This window comes from Flavobacterium selenitireducens (assembly GCF_014748335.1).
In the GTDB taxonomy this organism is placed as follows: Bacteria; Bacteroidota; Bacteroidia; order Flavobacteriales; family Flavobacteriaceae; genus Flavobacterium; species Flavobacterium selenitireducens.
Genome location: NZ_JAAVIY010000001.1, coordinates 605,396 through 623,003, shown reverse-complemented (window position 1 = coordinate 623,003; position 17,608 = coordinate 605,396). Strand labels below are relative to the sequence as shown.

12 protein-coding genes are annotated in these 17,608 nt (G+C 49.8%); 1 reads left to right on the top strand and 11 read right to left on the bottom strand.

Annotated features, from left to right (window positions below; genetic code table 11):
* Positions 1–128: 128 nt before the first annotated feature.
* Genes HC229_RS02670 through HC229_RS02660 form a run of 3 tightly spaced genes read right to left on the bottom strand, consistent with a single transcriptional unit; the run spans position 129 to position 4,163 of the window.
* Positions 129–1,310 carry an acetyl-CoA C-acyltransferase gene (locus HC229_RS02670; RefSeq protein ID WP_191018887.1) on the bottom strand — a complete coding sequence of 394 codons (1,182 nt, stop codon included), beginning with the start codon at positions 1,308–1,310 and terminating at the stop codon, positions 129–131.
* A 13-nt stretch (positions 1,311–1,323) separates the two neighbouring features.
* Positions 1,324–3,714, bottom strand: a complete 2,391-nt coding sequence (locus HC229_RS02665) for a 3-hydroxyacyl-CoA dehydrogenase/enoyl-CoA hydratase family protein (protein ID WP_191018886.1) — start codon at positions 3,712–3,714, stop codon at positions 1,324–1,326.
* Positions 3,711–4,163: a MarR family winged helix-turn-helix transcriptional regulator gene (locus tag HC229_RS02660; protein WP_191018885.1), complete on the bottom strand. Its 453-nt coding sequence runs from the start codon at positions 4,161–4,163 to the stop codon at positions 3,711–3,713. The genes HC229_RS02665 and HC229_RS02660 overlap by 4 nt, the downstream gene beginning before the upstream one ends.
* A gap of 157 nt (positions 4,164–4,320) precedes the next feature.
* On the opposite strand from HC229_RS02660, the gene HC229_RS02655 reads away from it, so the two are divergent.
* Positions 4,321–6,063: a discoidin domain-containing protein gene (locus tag HC229_RS02655; RefSeq protein ID WP_191018884.1), complete on the top strand. Its 1,743-nt coding sequence runs from the start codon at positions 4,321–4,323 to the stop codon at positions 6,061–6,063.
* A 191-nt stretch (positions 6,064–6,254) separates the two neighbouring features.
* On the opposite strand, the gene HC229_RS02650 is transcribed toward HC229_RS02655, so the two are convergent.
* The 8 genes from HC229_RS02650 to purL all read right to left on the bottom strand — a co-directional run bounded on the left by HC229_RS02650 (position 6,255) and on the right by purL (position 17,527).
* Positions 6,255–8,039, bottom strand: a complete 1,785-nt coding sequence (locus tag HC229_RS02650) for an AMP-dependent synthetase/ligase (RefSeq protein WP_191018883.1) — start codon at positions 8,037–8,039, stop codon at positions 6,255–6,257.
* A gap of 99 nt (positions 8,040–8,138) precedes the next feature.
* Positions 8,139–8,861, bottom strand: coding sequence for a DUF3667 domain-containing protein (locus tag HC229_RS02645; protein WP_191018882.1), 723 nt, complete (start codon positions 8,859–8,861; stop codon positions 8,139–8,141).
* A gap of 83 nt (positions 8,862–8,944) precedes the next feature.
* Complete coding sequence (locus tag HC229_RS02640; protein WP_191018881.1) at positions 8,945–9,877, bottom strand: hypothetical protein; 933 nt, start codon at positions 9,875–9,877, stop codon at positions 8,945–8,947.
* A 3-nt stretch (positions 9,878–9,880) separates the two neighbouring features.
* The gene (locus HC229_RS02635; protein ID WP_191018880.1) at positions 9,881–11,311 is read right to left on the bottom strand and encodes an MBOAT family O-acyltransferase; all 1,431 of its coding nucleotides are present in this window, start codon (positions 11,309–11,311) and stop codon (positions 9,881–9,883) included.
* Between the two features lie 3 nt (positions 11,312–11,314).
* On the bottom strand, positions 11,315–11,554 hold the full coding sequence (locus tag HC229_RS02630; RefSeq protein ID WP_191018879.1) for an acyl carrier protein: 240 nt from the start codon (positions 11,552–11,554) through the stop codon (positions 11,315–11,317).
* Positions 11,541–12,206 (bottom strand): GNAT family N-acetyltransferase, encoded by a 666-nt coding sequence (locus HC229_RS02625; RefSeq protein ID WP_191018878.1) that lies wholly within the window; start codon positions 12,204–12,206, stop codon positions 11,541–11,543. The genes HC229_RS02630 and HC229_RS02625 overlap by 14 nt, the downstream gene beginning before the upstream one ends.
* Positions 12,206–13,687: an amino acid adenylation domain-containing protein gene (locus tag HC229_RS02620; protein WP_191018877.1), complete on the bottom strand. Its 1,482-nt coding sequence runs from the start codon at positions 13,685–13,687 to the stop codon at positions 12,206–12,208. The genes HC229_RS02625 and HC229_RS02620 overlap by 1 nt, the downstream gene beginning before the upstream one ends.
* A gap of 177 nt (positions 13,688–13,864) precedes the next feature.
* Entirely contained in the window at positions 13,865–17,527 is a 3,663-nt protein-coding gene (gene purL / locus HC229_RS02615) for a phosphoribosylformylglycinamidine synthase (protein WP_191018876.1), read from the bottom strand.
* Positions 17,528–17,608: the final 81 nt, after the last annotated feature.

The following is a 17,608-nucleotide window of genomic DNA, read 5'->3' as shown; positions in this document are numbered from 1 at the left end:
TTTTTGACGCGAAATCTTAACGGTTTGTTCCGTCTGGCGGCCTCGCCGCGCTCGGCCTGATTTGCCAGGGGCACTTGATCGCTTTAGCCGCGAATTCGCGAATTAGGACCGAATGTCATGGGTTGACATTAGAGGACTTCGTAAATCCCTGCCGCGCCTTGTCCGGTTCCGACGCACATCGTCACGATTCCGTACTTGTCGCCGCGGCGTTTCATCTCGTCAAATAATTGAACCGACAATTTCGCGCCCGTACAACCTAACGGATGGCCAAGTGCGATCGCGCCTCCGTTTACGTTTACAATTTCAGGATTGATCCCAAGTTCGCGTATGACGGCAAGTGATTGTGAGGCGAAGGCTTCGTTCAGTTCGAACAACTGGATGTCTTCCAATTTCATGTCGGCTTGCTTCAATGCTTTCGGAATGGCCTTGACAGGGCCGATGCCCATAATTCTCGGTTCGACTCCAGCAGAAGCGAAACTCACCAGGCGCGCGATAGGTTCGAGGTTGAGTTCTTTGACCATTTCTTCGCTCATGACCATTACAAACGCGGCCCCATCGCTCATTTGGGATGAAGTTCCTGCCGTGACCGATCCATCTGAGGCGAAGACAGGTTTCAGTTTGGCGAGTGCCTCCCGGGAAGTGTCGGCTCTCGGGCCTTCGTCTTTGCTCACCGTGTACGTTCTCGTGGCTTTTTTACCGCTTTCGTCCACGTAGTTTTCCTCGATGGTGATCGGGACGATCTGTTTGTCGAATTTCCCTTCGGCTTGCGCCTTCAACGCCTTTTGGTGCGATTGGAATCCGAACTCGTCCTGGTCTTCACGGGAAACTTTGAATTGCGTGGCGACCGCTTCTGCGGTCAATCCCATTCCCCAGTAATAATCCTCGTGACCGTTTTTGGCCAGCGCATAATCGGGGACGGGCTTGTAGCCGCCCATCGGGATAAAACTCATGCTTTCGGCCCCGCCCGCTATGATGCAGTCGGCCATTCCGGACTGGATCTTAGCCGTTGCCATTCCGATCGTCTCCAATCCCGAAGCGCAGTAACGGTTGACGGTCACACCTGGAACATCATCCACTTTCAATCCCATGAGTGAGATCAATCGGGCGAAGTTGAGGCCTTGTTCGGCTTCGGGCATGGCATTTCCCACCATGACGTCGTCGATTCGTTTTTTGTCAAGCTGGGGCAACTCGTTCATCATGTGTTGGATGGTTTCAGCCGCCAGCTCATCTGGTCTTTTGAATCGGAAAACACCTTTTGGGGCTTTTCCGACTGCGGTTCTATAGGCTTTTACGATATATGCGGTTTTCATTTACAACTGGAATTTAATTTCTCAAAGGTTTGCCTTTCGTCAACATAAACTGGATGCGTTCCAGCGTTTTCCTCTCGGTACAAAGCGACAAAAATGCCTCGCGCTCCAAATCGAGCAGATATTGTTCCGATACGAATGCCGCTTCGGACAAGTCGCCACCGGCCATGACGTAAGCCAGCTTGTTTGCGATTTTCTTGTCGTGTTCGGAAATATAATGCCCGGCTTCCATGCTGTCGGTTCCCACCATGAACATTCCCAAGGCTTGTTTCCCGAGGACTTTCACGTCTTTGCGGCGGATAGGTTGGGTATAACCGGCTTCGGCGAGAAGCAATGCGTGCTTTTTTGCCTCGGCGATCTGTCGGTCGCGATTCACGACAATCACATCTTTGCCTTTCTGCAGAATTCCGGTGTCGTAGGCTTCATAAGCTGAAGTCGAGACTTTCGCCATTGCCACTGCCAGAAAATATTCCTGGAGCACGTTGAGCTCTACATCATTTTTGTGGAACTGGTCCGAAGCGCGCAAGGCCATTTCCTTCGATCCACCGCCTCCGGGAATCACACCGACGCCGAATTCGACCAATCCGATATACGTTTCGGCGGCAGCCACGACTTTGTCGGAATGCATGCTAAGTTCGCATCCGCCTCCGAGCGTCATACCGTGAGGCGCCGCCACGACCGGGATAGACGAATACCGCAGTCGCATCATCGTATCCTGGAATTGCTTGATGGCGAAGTTGAGCTCGTCGTATTCCTGCTCTACGGCCATCATGAAGATCATGCCGATGTTGGCCCCGACCGAGAAATTCGCGCCTTGGTTTCCGATGACGATGCCCTGAAAGTCCTTTTCGGCCAAGTCGATGGCTTTGGTGATGCCCTGGATGACTTCTCCTCCAATCGTATTCATTTTTGAGTGGAACTCGAGATTGAGGATGCCATCGCCCAAATCCTGTATCGTCGCGCCCGGATTGCTCCAAACTTTTTTGTTTTCACGTATGTTGTTCAGGATGATGAAGGCTTCCTGCCCGGGAATTTTTTGCTGTGTTTTCGACGAAATGTCGTAGGCGTAAGTCGCACCATCCTTGACGGCATAGAACGATTTGTTTCCCGACGCGAGCATGTCGTCGACCCACGAAGCATAGGTCAGGTTTTCGGCTTTGATAAGTTCGATGCCCTTTTCTATGCCGATGGCGTCCCAAATCTCGAACGGGCCGTTTTCCCATCCGAAACCAGCTTTCATCGCATCGTCTATCTTGTACGGATTTTCCGTGATTTCAGGGATTCGGTTGGAAACGTAGGCGAACATTCCTGCGAAATTCTTGCGGTAGAATTCCCCTGCCTTGTCTTTTCCGGTGATCAGAACCTTGAATCGGTCGATCGGTTTTTCTATCGTTTTCGTCAATTCCAACGTGGCGAACGACGCTTTTTTATTCGGACGATATTCCAACGTATCCAAATCCAAAGTCAGGATGTCCTTGTCGACTTTTTTATAGAAACCTTGCCCAGTCTTGCTTCCGAGCCATTTGTTTTCGATCATCGTGGATACGAACTCGGGAAGCTTGAACAGTCCGTGGGCTTCATCGTTCGGAACGCCTTCGTATAGGCCGTTTGCGACGTGAACCAACGTGTCCAGGCCGACGACGTCTACCGTTCGGAACGTTGCCGATTTCGGTCGTCCGATGACCGGGCCGGTCAATTTGTCGACTTCTTCGACGGTCAATCCCATTTCCTTTACGAGGTGGAAAAGCGATTGTATGCCGTAAATCCCGATGCGGTTCCCGATGAACGCAGGCGTATCTTTGGCAACCACTGAGGTTTTCCCAAGAAATTTTTCGCCGTACTCATTGAGGAAGGAAAGTACTTCCGGCGATGTTTTAGGTCCCGGAATGATTTCGAACAGTTTGAGGTAACGCGGCGGATTGAAAAAATGGGTGCCGCAGAAATGTTGCTGGAAATCCTCGCTTCGGCCTTCGCTCATGAATTGGATCGGAATCCCGGAAGTGTTCGAAGTAACCAGTGTGCCTGGTTTGCGGTATTTTTCTATTTGCTCGAATACAAGTTTTTTGATGTCGAGCCTTTCCACGACGACTTCGATGATCCAATCGGCATCAGACAGTTTCGCCATGTCGTCGGTGGTATTCCCGGTTGAGATCCTGCTGGCGAATTTCTGGTGATAGATAGGCGAAGGTTTCGATTTGAGCGCGTTCTGCAAATGTTCGTTGACGATACGGTTGCGAACGGATTTGCTCTCGAGCGTCAATCCTTTTTTGGTCTCGCTTTCGGTCAAATCCTTCGGAGCGATGTCCAAAAGCAGTACTTCAACGCCAATGTTGGCGAAATGGCAGGCGATTCCCGAGCCCATGATGCCCGAGCCTACGACGGCCACTTTCTTGATAGTCCTTTTCATTTTAGTTGTTCGGTTGTATTGAAAATATTTTTTTCGGTGATGAGTTCGTTTATGGCTTCGGCGACCTCGGCGAAATGCCGCAATTTTTCGTCACCTACTTTCTGGCGGACGATGTTGTTGAACTGCAATACGGTATTTTTGGAAAGTTCGCGTTTTTCGCGACCGAAATCCGTAAGGTAGATCAAGACGCCGCGTCCGTCCTCAGGGTTCGGCCGACGCTCAATCAGGCCTTTTTCCTCCATCGATTTCAACGTCCGGGTAAGGCTTGTGGCCTCCATACCCATTTTTGGGCCCAAAGCCGTCGAAGGTGTCCCTTCCTCACGATCCATGCTCAGCAGGGCGAATCCCGTGGCCATCGTCGCTCCGTATTTGTTGGCTTCTTCGTTGTACATTCTCGAGACGGCTTGCCATGTGGCGCGAAGGATGTAGTCTATTGTTTTGTCTTTCATGTCGGGCGAGTGGAATCCAAATATAATAAAAAGTAGTATGCATGCATAATAAATTATCGTAAAATTTTGTGTCTGATGTGGCGATGATGTGTACGGTTCGTGTCAGGACTACATCAAATTTGATAATTTTAAAGATTTCAAACCAACACCTTTCAAGATGATCAAAGCCATTGCGCGGGCTGTCGCATTTCTTGTGCCTATGCTTGCGATTTCACAACAACAAACGTATTGCAACCCTGTCAACATCGATTACGGGTACACGCCTCATGAGAATTTTACTTCTTGGGGAAAACACCGCGCCACGGCCGATCCGGTCATCGTAAATTACAAAAACGACCTCTATCTCTTTTCCACGAACCAAGGCGGATATTGGCAAAGCGCCGACATGCTCAATTGGAAATTCCACAAAAAAAGTTTCCTGAGGCCGTGGAACGATACCAAAGATGACCTGTGCGCACCCGGAGTTGGCATCGTTGGCGATACGATGGTGGTTTTCGGAAGCACTTACACCAAGACATTTTCGCTTTGGGGAAGTACGGATCCTGCGAGCAACAAGTGGTTCGTGATAAAAGATTCACTTGCCATCGGCGGTTGGGATCCCGGTTTTTTTACAGATGACGACGGTAAATTTTACATGTACAACGGCTCGAGCAACAAGCATCCCGTTTTTGGCGTCGAGATGGACCGCAAAACCTTTGAACCCATCGGCAGCCGTCGCCCAATGTATTTTCTGGAGGATTGGCGCTACGGATGGCAGCGTTTCGGCGAACACATGGACAATACTTTCCTCGATCCGTTCATTGAAGGTGCCGATATGACCAAACACAACGGCAAATACTATTTCCAGTACGGAGCGCCGGGAACCGAATTCAGCGGTTATGCCGACGGTGTAGTCGTGGCCGACACGCCTTTGTTTGACCTGGAACCGAACGTGGTACCACAATCCGATCCGTTGAGTTTCAAACCCGGCGGATTCAACCGCGGAGCAGGTCATGGCGGATCGTTCAAGGACAGATTCGGGCAGTACTGGCATGTATCGACGACGATTGTGTGCGTGAAAAACACTTGGGAGCGCCGCATCGGAATCTGGCCGACAGGATTTGACAAAGACGATGTCATGTGGTGTAATACGGCGTTTGGCGATTATCCGCAATATGCGCCGGAGGCCAGGAAAAACGGCAAAACTTTTCCCGGATGGATGCTGCTGAACTATAAAAAGCCGGTAACCGTTTCCTCGACCCTCGGTAGTTTTTTTGCCAACAATGCCAACGACGAAAACATCAAGACGTATTGGAGCGCGAAAACCGCCGGCAAAGGGGAGTGGATCGCCACTGATTTAGGGCAGAAATCCACCGTGAACGCCATTCAAATCAATTATGCCGACCAGGATGTGGAATTCCTTGGGAAGCAGACCGGAATCTATCATCAATATCGGATACTTTGCTCTGACGATGGGAAAAAATGGAAAGTCCTCGTCGATAAAAGCAACAACAAAACCGACGTTCCCCACGATTATATCGAATTGCCAAAATCCATCCAAACACGTTACATCAAACTCGAGAACATCCATATGCCGACCGGAAAATTCGCGATTTCAGGATTGCGTGTCTTCGGAAACGGAAACGGGGCCAAACCGGATAAGGTTCGCCAATTGATCGTACTCCGAACCGAGAAAGACAAACGGAGCGCCTACATAAAATGGGAACCGGTCGACAATGCGTTCGCCTACAATTTGTATTATGGGACGGCTCCGGACAAATTGTACAGCTGCATCATGATACACGATTTCAACGAGTATTGGCTCAAGACGATGGACTTGAAGAAAACGTATTATTTTTCGATCGAAGCCATTAATGAAAACGGCGTTTCGGAAAAGACGGCCGTAATAAAAGTGGAGTGATACGCAACAACGATCTTTACAAAGCTATGGAATCAAGGATAAGACGTTAGCCGCGAATTTGCGAATTTAGTCGGGGAGATCAAGATTCGCGAGTTCGCGGTTATGTCAAGAGAGGACAGCGATTCGCGTTGTGTAAATCCGATAGCTGCCGCAAACCGCGCGAATCTACAAAACGCTTTAAGTGCTTAGCATTACTCGTTTCTGGATCCGTAAATCTTTTGGTACAAATCCTTGTATTTTTCCAGAATATTCTTGCGCTTGAGTTTTAACGTCGGCGTAAGCTCGCCACCGTCGATCGACCAAATTTGTGGCGTCAGTTCGATTTTTTTGACTTTTTCCCAATTCCCGAACTTGTCGTTCATTTTTTCGACTTCTTCCCAGATGCGCTGTTTGACGGCTTCATTACAAACAATGTCTTCATTGTTCTCGCCGATTTCGAGCTTGTGGATACGCGCCCAATCCTTTACGAACGCAAAGTTTGGCTGGATGAAAGCTGCCGGCATCTTTTCGCCTTCGCCTATGACCATGACCTGCTCGATAAAACGCGATTGTTTCATGGCATTTTCAAGCAACTGAGGCGCGATGTATTTTCCGCCGGAGGTTTTGAACATTTCTTTTTTGCGATCCGTGATCTTGAGGAAACCCTCGCTGTCGATCTCGCCTATATCACCCGTGTGGAAATAGCCGTCGGTGATGACCTCGGCGGTTTTCGCGTCGTCCTTGTAATAGCCCATCATGATATTGGGGCCTTTGCAAAGTATTTCGCCATCCTGGGCAATCTTGACCTCGATATTCGGGATCGGTTTCCCGACGGTTCCAATTTTGAACTGCCTGTCGCGGATGCAGTTCACGGCGATCACAGGAGACGTCTCGGTAAGGCCGTAGCCTTCCATGACGGGAATATCAGCTGCAGCGAACATACGCGCCAAACGCGGCTGCAATGCGGCACTTCCCGAAACCATAAGGCCGAGTTGTCCACCAAGGGCTTCTTTCCACTTGCTGAAGATGAGCTTGCGCGCCCATTTGAGCTGGAATTCGTACCACCATCCGTTTTGTCCGTAAGGCTTGTAGCATTCGCCAAGTCCGATGGCCCAAAAGAAAAGCTTGTATTTGATTCCGGTAAGCTCGGAACCTTTGGCGTGGATCTTTTCGTACACCTTCTCGAGAAGGCGCGGCACGACCGTCATCACGTTGGGTTTTACTTCCTGGATGTTTTCACTGATTTTGTCTATCGATTCGGCGAAGTAGATCCCGACGCCGTAATATTGGTACAGGTAGACGACCATGCGCTCGAAAATGTGGCAGATCGGAAGGAAGCTCATCGCACGCGACTTACCGGCTTCGAACGGGATTCGTTTCTCGCTGCCAAGCACATTTGAAACAATGTTATCGTGCGAAAGCATGACGCCTTTTGGTTTGCCGGTGGTGCCTGACGTATAAATGATCGTGGCAAGATCATCTGCTTTGATCGCGTCTTTCCTGGCTTCGACTTCAGGTTGGTTGCTCTCGTCTTTCCCAAGCTCGAGAAGTTCCGACCAGTTCTTACAACCTGAAATCTGTTCGATGCAATAGACTTGTTTGAGTTTCGGAAGATTGTTGCGGATGGCGTTTACCTTCGACAATACTTCGTCGTTCGAAACGAAGCAATACGTGGCTTCGCAATGGTTCAGGATATACTCGTATTCTTCCTCGGAAATCGTCGGGTAAACCGGAACGTTCTGAGCGCCCGTTTGTTGGATGCCGATGTCGAGGATATGCCATTCCGTGCGGTTATTGTGTGAAATCACGGCGATTTTGTCGTCTTTCTGCACGCCTATCCTCAACAGCGCCCGAGAAATTGCATTGGCTTTTGCGAGATATTCTTGTGTGGAAGTCTTGATCCAATTGCCGTCCTGTTTGGTAACGAGCGAATCCTCACGGCTATAGTGTTTGAGTTGGTGGTATGGAAAGTCGAAAAGTCGTTTGATATCGGACATTGGTGTTTGTTTTCTGCAAATTATTAAAAAAAGCCGTGCGAAATCCTCAATGAACTGGTAAAATTCGCGGTCTGGAAGTACGCCTTGTACGGCGTTCCGCTACCAGAACAGCAATAGTAATGAGGCGACGAGACTGCCTTGAATCATAAGGATCGTATAAAATAGGAGAAAGCGCCAAAGGAGTTCCCACCACCTGTACTTTTCGCTACTGGCGTTGGCATAGACATATACCGGGAAAAAAATAATCAGGGCAGCGACAACGACTGAAAGTATTTCAAACAACGCATATCCGGTCTTTTCCGCTAAAAACGAGAACAGGATGGCCGGGAACGAAAGCAACGTAGATCCCAACAGGCAAATGCCCGCGATGATGAAATGTTCGGCGAGATTCAGGTGGAGCCTGTCCATGATGCCATAACCGTTGAACGCTATGAATGGAATCATCCCGACGATGAACCATTTGAGGTTGTCGATCAGGAAGGCAAAGACCGTCGGGATTTTTTCATCGGTATGAGGCAGATAGCCATCGAGAAAATGGGAGACCGAAAAACTCAAACCTAGCGCAAGCAACGTCAGATAGAACACGTTGTAGTAGCGAACGCGTTTGCCCGATATGTAGTCCAGGGCGGCCTTGCCAGGGCGCGTGAACGTTTCTTTCGTTGTAAAAAGGATGCCGCGGTCGAGATGCCATACGCCATGCACAAGATCGTGCAGAAAAAAACTCTTGAAATCGATGCGGTGAGTATTGGTTCGTTGGCCGCACACTTCACAAAAATTTTTCGAGACAGGATTGTCGCAATTCAGGCAGGTCGGGTGTTCCATATCGGGTCGGTTGGCGCTAAAATAGCAAAACGAATAAAATGTAAGGCGTTACTTCCAAAAAAAAATCCATGAAAGTGTGACTTTTAGGATTGGGGAAGCTTGTTTTTTACGGATGGAAAATTTCGGATGGTGTCGCAAAGCGCTTTCCCAAAAGCCGTCGCGGTGTCGTAGTCGAGGTGGGATCCGTCGAAAGTAGGGAATTGATAGCTTTTGGCGTAGTTGAGATACGACGCCCCGCTTTTGGCGACCTGCTGCAATTCGCTGTCGAAATTTTGCCAGTAGGCGTCCTCGATCCTGTTGACGTTCGCGCTCGACGGCATGCGCAACAAGACGACCGTTCCGTGTTTCTTCAGGAAGGACACGGTTTTTTTTAACTGTTGCATCCTGAACCCGGAAGGTTTCCAAATTTTGGACTGTTGCCGGAACAAACCCTCGTGATGGTGATGCAACGCAGCGCGTTCGCGTTCGTCGTTCGGGACGTTATGCTCTTCGTACCATCCGTCTTCGTGCAGGCGTGAGGCTTGTCTGAAAACCGCCTTGAAATGGAAGTTGTTGAAATTGCGCAAAAAATACTCCGGATTGGGTTTCATGTTCGGAAAACGCATGTTGTGAGGCGCCATGTCCGATTCGAAAAACACACCGTTTTCTACCTCGTCACCCGGCCGTTCGGACAACATCCAGGGGCTTACCGATAAAATAAAGAGGCCGTTTTTAGTGTCGGGATCGAGCTTGCGCCTGATGCTTTCGAGATAGCAGCTTCCGTAAACGGCCTGCGACATCGTGAAACTGTAATTGAACATCGGCAGCTCGAATTGCCCTTTCAATTGTTCGTCGAACAGGGCCGGACGTAACCCTGACAGGCTTTTGGAATCCCCGGTAATGAGAGAATGTTGGGCCGGTGTCGTGAATTTCCCGTAGAAGTAATCGACATACTGTCCGAATTGCGACATAAAAAGCGTCATCAGCGCGACGACCGCGATAACGAAAACTCCGAGTTTAAGGAAAAATGCCTTCATCGCCTAAAAATTAAAATAGATGAACTGGTCGCTGACGACGCCAAAAATCACAATGCAAAAGAAAATCGCGAGATAGGCCAGGAACCGGACTGCAAAACTGCGGTTGTCGAAAATCCTGAATTTTCCGGGCAGGAATTCGTCCCTGAAATCGGAAAGCATCAGCAACGCCAGGAATCCGAGTCCTATCGTAAGATTCGAAAAGTCGACGTACGGATTTCCGTGGTCGGATACCAATTTGGCGAACACGGTAAACGATTCCGAAAGGGTAGAAGAACGCGCGAAAACCTGGGAAATGGCGAACAGCGAAAACGTAAAAATACACGAAAGCGCTATAAACCAGGCTTGCTTGCCAAGACCGAACCGGTGTCGGAAATCAGCCCTTGATTTGACCGTGTACGCCTCGACGCTCAAAAAAATGCCCTGCAACAATCCCCACGCGACAAAAGTCAGCGAAGCTCCGTGCCAAATCCCACTGATCAAAAAGGCGAGCAACAGTGCGATCACGATGCCCCATTTACCGTGTTTGCGGAACGAGAACGACAAAGGCGTGTAGATGTAATCGGTAATCCAGGTGATCAGCGAAATATGCCAGCGCCTCCAGAATTCGGACATGGAAACCGAAAAAAACGGCCTCCTGAAGTTCATCATCACGTTGAATCCCATCGCTTTGGCAGCGCCGATGGCAATTAGGGAATACCCGCCCAAATCGCCATAAAGCTGGAAAGGGTAAAGCGTCATCGCAATAAGATACGAACTTCCGTTATGGCTTGCCGTATCGGAATAAACTTCGTCGATATAGATACCGAGGCGGTCGGCCACGACAAGTTTCATGAAATAGCCCCAAAGCATGAGTTTTAGCCCTTTGGAGAGATTGGAAGCGGCCAGTTTTTCGGGCGAGCGGAACTGAGGCAGCATGTTCCCGGCTCTTTCGATAGGGCCAGAAAGGACGAGCGGAAAAAACGAGACAAACAGTGCTACGATGCCAATGTTTTTTTCGGCTTCGAGTTCTTCATTATAGACATCGATCGTGTAGCCGATGGCCATGAACGTGTAAAACGAGATTCCCACCGGAAGCAGCCAATGGTTGTCCGGCAAGGGATACGACAGGTTGAGACCGGCCATGAGTTGCATGACTTCCCGGTTTATCGTCTCGAAGTACTTGAAGAAAAAAAGCGGCAGTAAAATCAAAACGACGTTGCACCACATGAGTTTGCGCTTGCGGTCATCGTTCGGCGTGGCATCCATCAGGCGCGTGAAAGCGTAGGTAGACAGCGTGATGCCGGCCGTGAGCAGCAGGAAAATCGGTTTGGTGTTCAGGTAAAAATAATAACTGGCCACCAAAAGTGTGATATAACGATATCTGGCCGGCGTCAGATAAGACAGCACGCAAACCAGCGGAAAAAAAACAAAAAAGTGAAGCGACGTAAAAACCACGCCTTACAGTTTTGAAGCGATGATCTCGATCATATCGCCAACGTTCTTCATTTTGTTGAGTTCCTTCAGTTTGAAAGTGATACCGAACGACTTCTCGACCTCGCTGATCAGGATCATGTGCGTGAGCGAATCCCATCCATCGACGTCGCTTGCAGTCAGCGATTCGGTTATCGAAAGCCCCGGCTTGTTGAATACGGTTGGGAAAATGGTGTTTAGTTTTTCAGTGATTTCAGATCGGTTCATATCCGGTAGCGGTATTTAATTTCATTAACAATTTGGTGTCGCTTGGCATATAAGCGTTGATTTCAGGATGTATGGCTGTTTTTTGGGCAACGGTAGCGAAACCGTATTTTTCGTAAGCCCGGATCGCCGCAGCGTTATTTCCGAAAACCTGGATATAAACGTGCTGATCGCCAGTGCGAAGTTCGGAAATCTTCCCGTCGAGCAATCGCTTTACCAAGCCTTTTCCGCGCGCGGCTTCGGTCACGTAAACCAATCCGACCTGTATGCTTCCCGCCTCGTATTCCATATGCAATTCCGAAATTATCGGTCCTAGTCGAATCGCCTTCTCGAAATTGTCTTTCGGAAGCGTATGGCGCAACAGGTTTCCTTTGAGAATCGACGATGCAATGCCATCGGCAGCCTCGATCCAACAGCAAACGGCCCCGACGGCTTTTCCATCGGATTCGGCAATCAGGAATGCTTCCGCAGAAAATTCGCAGTGTTCAATCTCTTCGTCGAGCATTTGGATGATGTAATCTTTAGCCTTTTCTTCGGCAATACCGAAAATCGTCGTGTAAGTCAGGGTTTGGCCGCCGCTTTTTTCGGCGTTGATGATGGTTTCCGCCAAAAACGGGTAATCGGTCGGGCCGGCTTTCCTCAATAGTATCTCCATCAGTTCAACATCGCTTTTAGTTTGTTGCGGTCGACTTTTCCGTTGGTGTTGATTGGGAAAACGTCCTGAAGCACCACTTTTGCCGGCACCATATAAGAAGGTAATTTCGACTTGAGATAGCTGGAAAGCGTTTCGTTTACATCGGCGGCGCTTTCTACGAACAGCACGAGTTCCGTATTGCGCATCGCATTTTCGACAGGGATCACAACAGCGTTATGTCCGCCAAGAAATTCCCGGCAATGGAACTCTATTTCACCCAATTCGATGCGATAACCTTGTATTTTGACCTGGTAATCGAGCCTGCCGTAATACATGATGTCGCCATCCGCATCGAAATAACAAACGTCCCCGGTCTTGTAAAAACGTCGCGTTTCACCGTTTAGCTCGAGGTTCAGGAACGCCTCGGCATTCTTTTCAGGGTTGTTCCAGTAGCCCGGCGTGAGCTGAGGGCCTGCAATACACATTTCGCCTTTTTCGCCTTCCGGAAGGATTTCTCCATCCTCGCCGAGCATCACGGCTGTGATTCCGTCCATTGGTTTCCCGATCGAAAGCATGCCGTTGAGTTCTTTGGCGGAAGCGATTCTTGGCATTTTATAATACGTGCAATAGATCGTGGCTTCGGTCGGGCCGTAAAAATCGAAAATTTCGGCATTCGGGACACATTTCGCCCATTCCGATATCAAGTCTAGCGGAGACGCTTCGGCGGTCATGATCACATAACGCATCGAGGGAACGTCGATCTCATCGAAATACGGACGCAGGAAACGCACCATCGACGGGGCCATCGCGCCAAATGTCAGTTGATGATCGTCAAGCAAGCCGAACACATAACTGTATTTTATCTGGTCATGCGGAATCGTATAGACGCAGGCGCCCCTGGTAAGCGGTACCAAAAACGACTGTACCGAAACGTCAAACGTAAGGTCGAAACACTGCAGGCAACGATCCGAAGCGTCGATGGCAAAACCGGCCTTCCAGAACGCGGCCATGAACGCGCCCACGTTTCCGCGCGTGATGGCGACGCCTTTGGGTTTTCCCGTACTTCCGGAAGTGAACAGAATATAGGCAAGGGAATCGTCGGAAACTTCGGTAAAATCGAAGTCGGATGCGGCTTCGGGAAGATCCGAGGTCGTGACCTGGTGGACATATTCCGCTTTGCCGTCGGAATTCAGCAGCAACGTGATCCCCGCCTGTCCGGCTATATCGAGATTGCGCTCCAGCGGTTGCATCGGATGCAAAGGCACATAAGCAAGTCCCTCGAACCAAACGGCAAAAATGGAGGCGTAGGTTTCCAGGTCATCGTTGGCCACGATCCCGATGCGGTTTCCGGTTTGCTGGTCTTTGAGCACCGAACGGATGCTCGAGATCTTTTTCCCGAAATCCGAATACGAATAAAAGGTTTCCCCGATGCAAAACGCATTTTGGGCAGCGGACGAAACCAGGCAATCGCGCAAAGGGTCAAGTATGTGCTTGCGGAACATATATTTTTTTGTTTGCAAATATAATGGTTCTCCCGTGTTTGAACGCCCAAGAACCTTAAGCTAACGTGAATTTTGTCGAAACCTTCCGGATCGGCGCCAAGTTTGTGGAATTCGTCAAATGCGAAGCGGTATAAAATGCAAAAAGACCCTAAATCAAGGTCTTTTGCTGAAATTATCTTAGTTGCGCCCGTCTATCCATTTTCTCGCATTCACAAACGCTTCGACCCATGGCGAAACCTCGTCTTTGCGGCCTTGAGGATAATGCGCCCAGTTCCATTGGAAAACCGAACGTTCGATGTGCGGCATCGTCACCAAATGGCGTCCGGTCGCGTCGCACATCATCGCCACGTCATAATGCGACCCGTTCGGATTCGCCGGATACCCTTCATAGGCATATTTGGCCACGACATCGTAATTATCTTCGGGCAGCGGAAGCTCGAATTTCCCTTCACCATGCGAAATCCAGACACCTAGTCTGCTTCCTTCGAGCGTCGAAAGCATGACCGAATTGTTCTTTTGGATCTTAACCGAAGTAAACGAACTTTCGTGTTTGGCCGAATCGTTATGCAGCATGCGCGGTTTCACCTTGTGACCGGGATTGATCAATCCCAGTTCGACGAACAACTGGCAGCCGTTGCAGATGCCAACCGATAGCGTGTCTTCTCGCTTGAAGAAGTTCTCGAGTGCCGTTTTCGCTTTGTCGTTATAAAGGAAAGCGCCGGCCCAGCCTTTTGCGGATCCGAGTACGTCCGAATTCGAGAATCCGCCGACAGCCCCGATGAATTGGATGTCTTCGAGATTTTCGCGTCCCGAGATCAGGTCTGTCATATGGACGTCCTTCACATCGAATCCGGCAAGGAACATCGCATTGGCCATTTCGCGCTCGGAATTCGATCCTTTCTCGCGTATGATGGCGGCTTTCGGACGAGGTTTTGACGCGTCGATCACCGGCCTTTTCCCATCGAATTGAGCGGGAAGCTCGAATTGCAACGGTTGGTTTTTATAGTTTTCGAAACGCTCTTTTGCTTTTTTCTCACCAGACTGTTTTCTGTCAAGCAGATAAGACGTTTTATACCACGTATCGCGCATTTCCGAAACGTTGAGTTCGAAATTGTCGTTGCCGTTTTTGATTGAAACCGTGTTGCCTTGCGTTGGTTTTCCGATGTTGAAAAAGGCAATGCCGTTCGCTTTTAAAATTCCCTCAACCGACGCATCGGCCTGGAATACGATCCCGATGTTTTCCGAAAACAACAGTTTTACGGAATCGGATTCGTTCAACGACGACAAATCGATGTCAGCACCGAGATTCAGATCTGCGAAACACATTTCCAGAAGCGTCGTGATCAAACCGCCGCTTCCGATGTCGTGGCCGGCCTGGATTTTTGCGTCGGTGATCAATTGCTGCAAAACGTTGAACGTCTTTTTGAACGAAGCCGCATCTTTTACGTCAGGAGCTTCACTTCCGACCACGTTCAGAATTTGCGCAAACGAAGAACCTCCCAATTTGTGGATGTCGTCCGAAAGGTTGATATAGTAGATGTCGCCTCCGTTTTTCTGCAAAACAGGCTCGACAACTTTGGTGATGTCGGTGCAGTTTCCGGCGGCCGAGATAATGACCGTTCCCGGGGAAATCACGTCTCCGTCAGGATATTTTTGTTTCATAGAAAGCGAATCCTTTCCCGTGGGAATGTTGATGCCAAGCGCGATCGCGAATTCCGAACACGCCTCGACAGCCTCGTACAAACGCGCATCCTCGCCTTCATTTTTACACGGCCACATCCAGTTCGCGGACAACGAAACGCCCGACAAACCATTTTTTATCGGGGCCCAGACGATGTTCGACAACGATTCCGCTATCGCCGTCCGGCTCCCTTTCGCGGCGTCGATGATCGCAGCCACGGGCGAATGTCCTATCGAAGTCGCGACTCCTTCTTTCCCGTTGAAATCGAGCGCCATGACTCCGACGTTGTTGAGCGGCAATTGTAGCGGCCCGGCGCATTGCTGTTTGGCCACGCGCCCGCCCACGCAGCGATCTACCTTGTTCGTGAGCCAGTCTTTACAGGCGACGGCTTCGAGCTGCAGCACGGCTTCGAGATAAGTTTGGAAGTCCGCAACCGAATAACTGGCGTTTTTGTAGTCGCGTTCGACCGTTACGTCGTTCATGACCGTTTTGGGCGAAGCGCCAAACATGTCTTCGATGGCGAAATCCATCGGTTTTGCGCCTGTCTTCGCGGACTCGAACGTAAAGCGGTGGTTGTTCAGGATGTCGCCCACTTCATACATTGGCGAACGTTCGCGATCGGCCACTTTTTGCAGGAATTCCACATCGTCCTTGCCGATGACCAATCCCATTCTTTCCTGGGATTCGTTTCCGATGATTTCTTTTGCGGAAAGCGTCGGATCGCCCACAGGCAAAGCGTCGAGGTTGATTTTTCCGCCGGTTTCCTCAACGAGTTCCGAAAGGCAGTTCAAATGTCCGCCGGCTCCGTGGTCGTGGATCGATACTATAGGGTTGTGGTCGCTTTCGACAAGCCCGCGGATGGCGTTTGCCGCCCGTTTTTGCATCTCAGGATTGGAGCGTTGGATCGCGTTCAATTCGATTCCCGATCCGAAAGCGCCCGTGTCGGCAGACGAAACCGCGGCTCCGCCCATTCCGATCCTGTAATTTTCTCCACCAAGGACGACGACTTTATCGCCCTCTTTCGGTTTTTGCTTTATCGATTGGTCGGCTTTTCCGTATCCGATCCCGCCGGCGAGCATGATGACTTTGTCAAAACCCAGCTTGCGGTTGTGTTCCTCGTGTTCAAAGGTCAAAAGCGAACCCGTGATCAATGGTTGTCCGAATTTATTGCCAAAGTCTGAAGCGCCGTTCGACGCCTTGATCAAAATGTCCATTGGCGTTTGGTAAAGCCATTTGCGCTCGGCCATCCCGTTTTCCCAGTTTCGGCCATCTTCCAAACGCGAATAAGACGTCATGTAAACCGCTGTTCCGGCCAGTGGGAGTGAGCCTTGACCACCGGCGAGCCTGTCGCGGATTTCGCCTCCGGAACCGGTCGCGGCTCCGTTGAATGGTTCTACGGTAGTTGGAAAGTTATGTGTTTCGGCTTTGACCGAAATGACCGATTCGAATTCCTTTTCTGAGTAAAAATCAGGTTTGTCGGCCGAATTCGGTGCAAATTGCGTGACTTTTGGCCCTTTTATAAACGCTACGTTGTCTTTGTAAGCCGATACGATATCGCCTGGATTTTCGGCCGAGGTTTTCTTGATCAGCCTGAACAATGACGTCGGTTTTTCCTGACCATCGATCACGAAAGTTCCATTGAAAATCTTGTGTCGGCAGTGTTCGGAATTGACTTGGGAAAATCCGAAAACTTCCGAATCCGTCAATTTTCTGCCCAGCTTTTTCGACAGATTCTCCAGATACTCCACTTCGTCCTCGCTCAACGCCAAACCCTCCTGGTTGTTGTAAGCGGCGATGTCGTCGATGTCGAGAATCGCCTCCGGTTTGATGTCGAAGGTAAAAATGATCTGGTCGATTCCGCGATAGCGTTGGGAAAGCATAGGGTCATAATCCGTGAAATCGGCATCGACCTTTATGAATTCTTCGATGCGGACGATGCCGTCGATTCCCATGTTTTGGGTAATCTCAACGGCATTCGTGCTCCAGGGCGTGACCATGGTGGCACGAGGGCCAATAAAAAAACCCGCAAGGGCGGATTTCTCTATTTTATGTGCGTTGCCGAAAAGCCAGTTCAATTTTGAGATAGTCTCGCCTGAAAGCTCGTTTTGCGTCTGGACTGCAAAAACGGTGTCGCTTTCATTTCCGAAAAAATGGATCATGGTAAGTGAGTTGTGTTTACGGGTGCAAAATTAGGGAAAAAGATTAGGGTGTGAAAGGGTTTGAAAGTTAGAGTTCGAAGT

Coding starts and splice junctions, on each gene's coding strand:
- HC229_RS02670 (WP_191018887.1), bottom strand. CDS start 1,310: ATGAAAACCGCATATATCGTAAAAGCCTATAGAACCGCAGTCGGAAAA.
- HC229_RS02665 (WP_191018886.1), bottom strand. CDS start 3,714: ATGAAAAGGACTATCAAGAAAGTGGCCGTCGTAGGCTCGGGCATCATG.
- HC229_RS02660 (WP_191018885.1), bottom strand. CDS start 4,163: ATGAAAGACAAAACAATAGACTACATCCTTCGCGCCACATGGCAAGCC.
- HC229_RS02655 (WP_191018884.1), top strand. CDS start 4,321: ATGATCAAAGCCATTGCGCGGGCTGTCGCATTTCTTGTGCCTATGCTT.
- HC229_RS02650 (WP_191018883.1), bottom strand. CDS start 8,039: ATGTCCGATATCAAACGACTTTTCGACTTTCCATACCACCAACTCAAA.
- HC229_RS02645 (WP_191018882.1), bottom strand. CDS start 8,861: ATGGAACACCCGACCTGCCTGAATTGCGACAATCCTGTCTCGAAAAAT.
- HC229_RS02640 (WP_191018881.1), bottom strand. CDS start 9,877: ATGAAGGCATTTTTCCTTAAACTCGGAGTTTTCGTTATCGCGGTCGTC.
- HC229_RS02630 (WP_191018879.1), bottom strand. CDS start 11,554: ATGAACCGATCTGAAATCACTGAAAAACTAAACACCATTTTCCCAACC.
- HC229_RS02625 (WP_191018878.1), bottom strand. CDS start 12,206: ATGGAGATACTATTGAGGAAAGCCGGCCCGACCGATTACCCGTTTTTG.
- HC229_RS02620 (WP_191018877.1), bottom strand. CDS start 13,687: ATGTTCCGCAAGCACATACTTGACCCTTTGCGCGATTGCCTGGTTTCG.
- purL (WP_191018876.1), bottom strand. CDS start 17,527: ATGATCCATTTTTTCGGAAATGAAAGCGACACCGTTTTTGCAGTCCAG.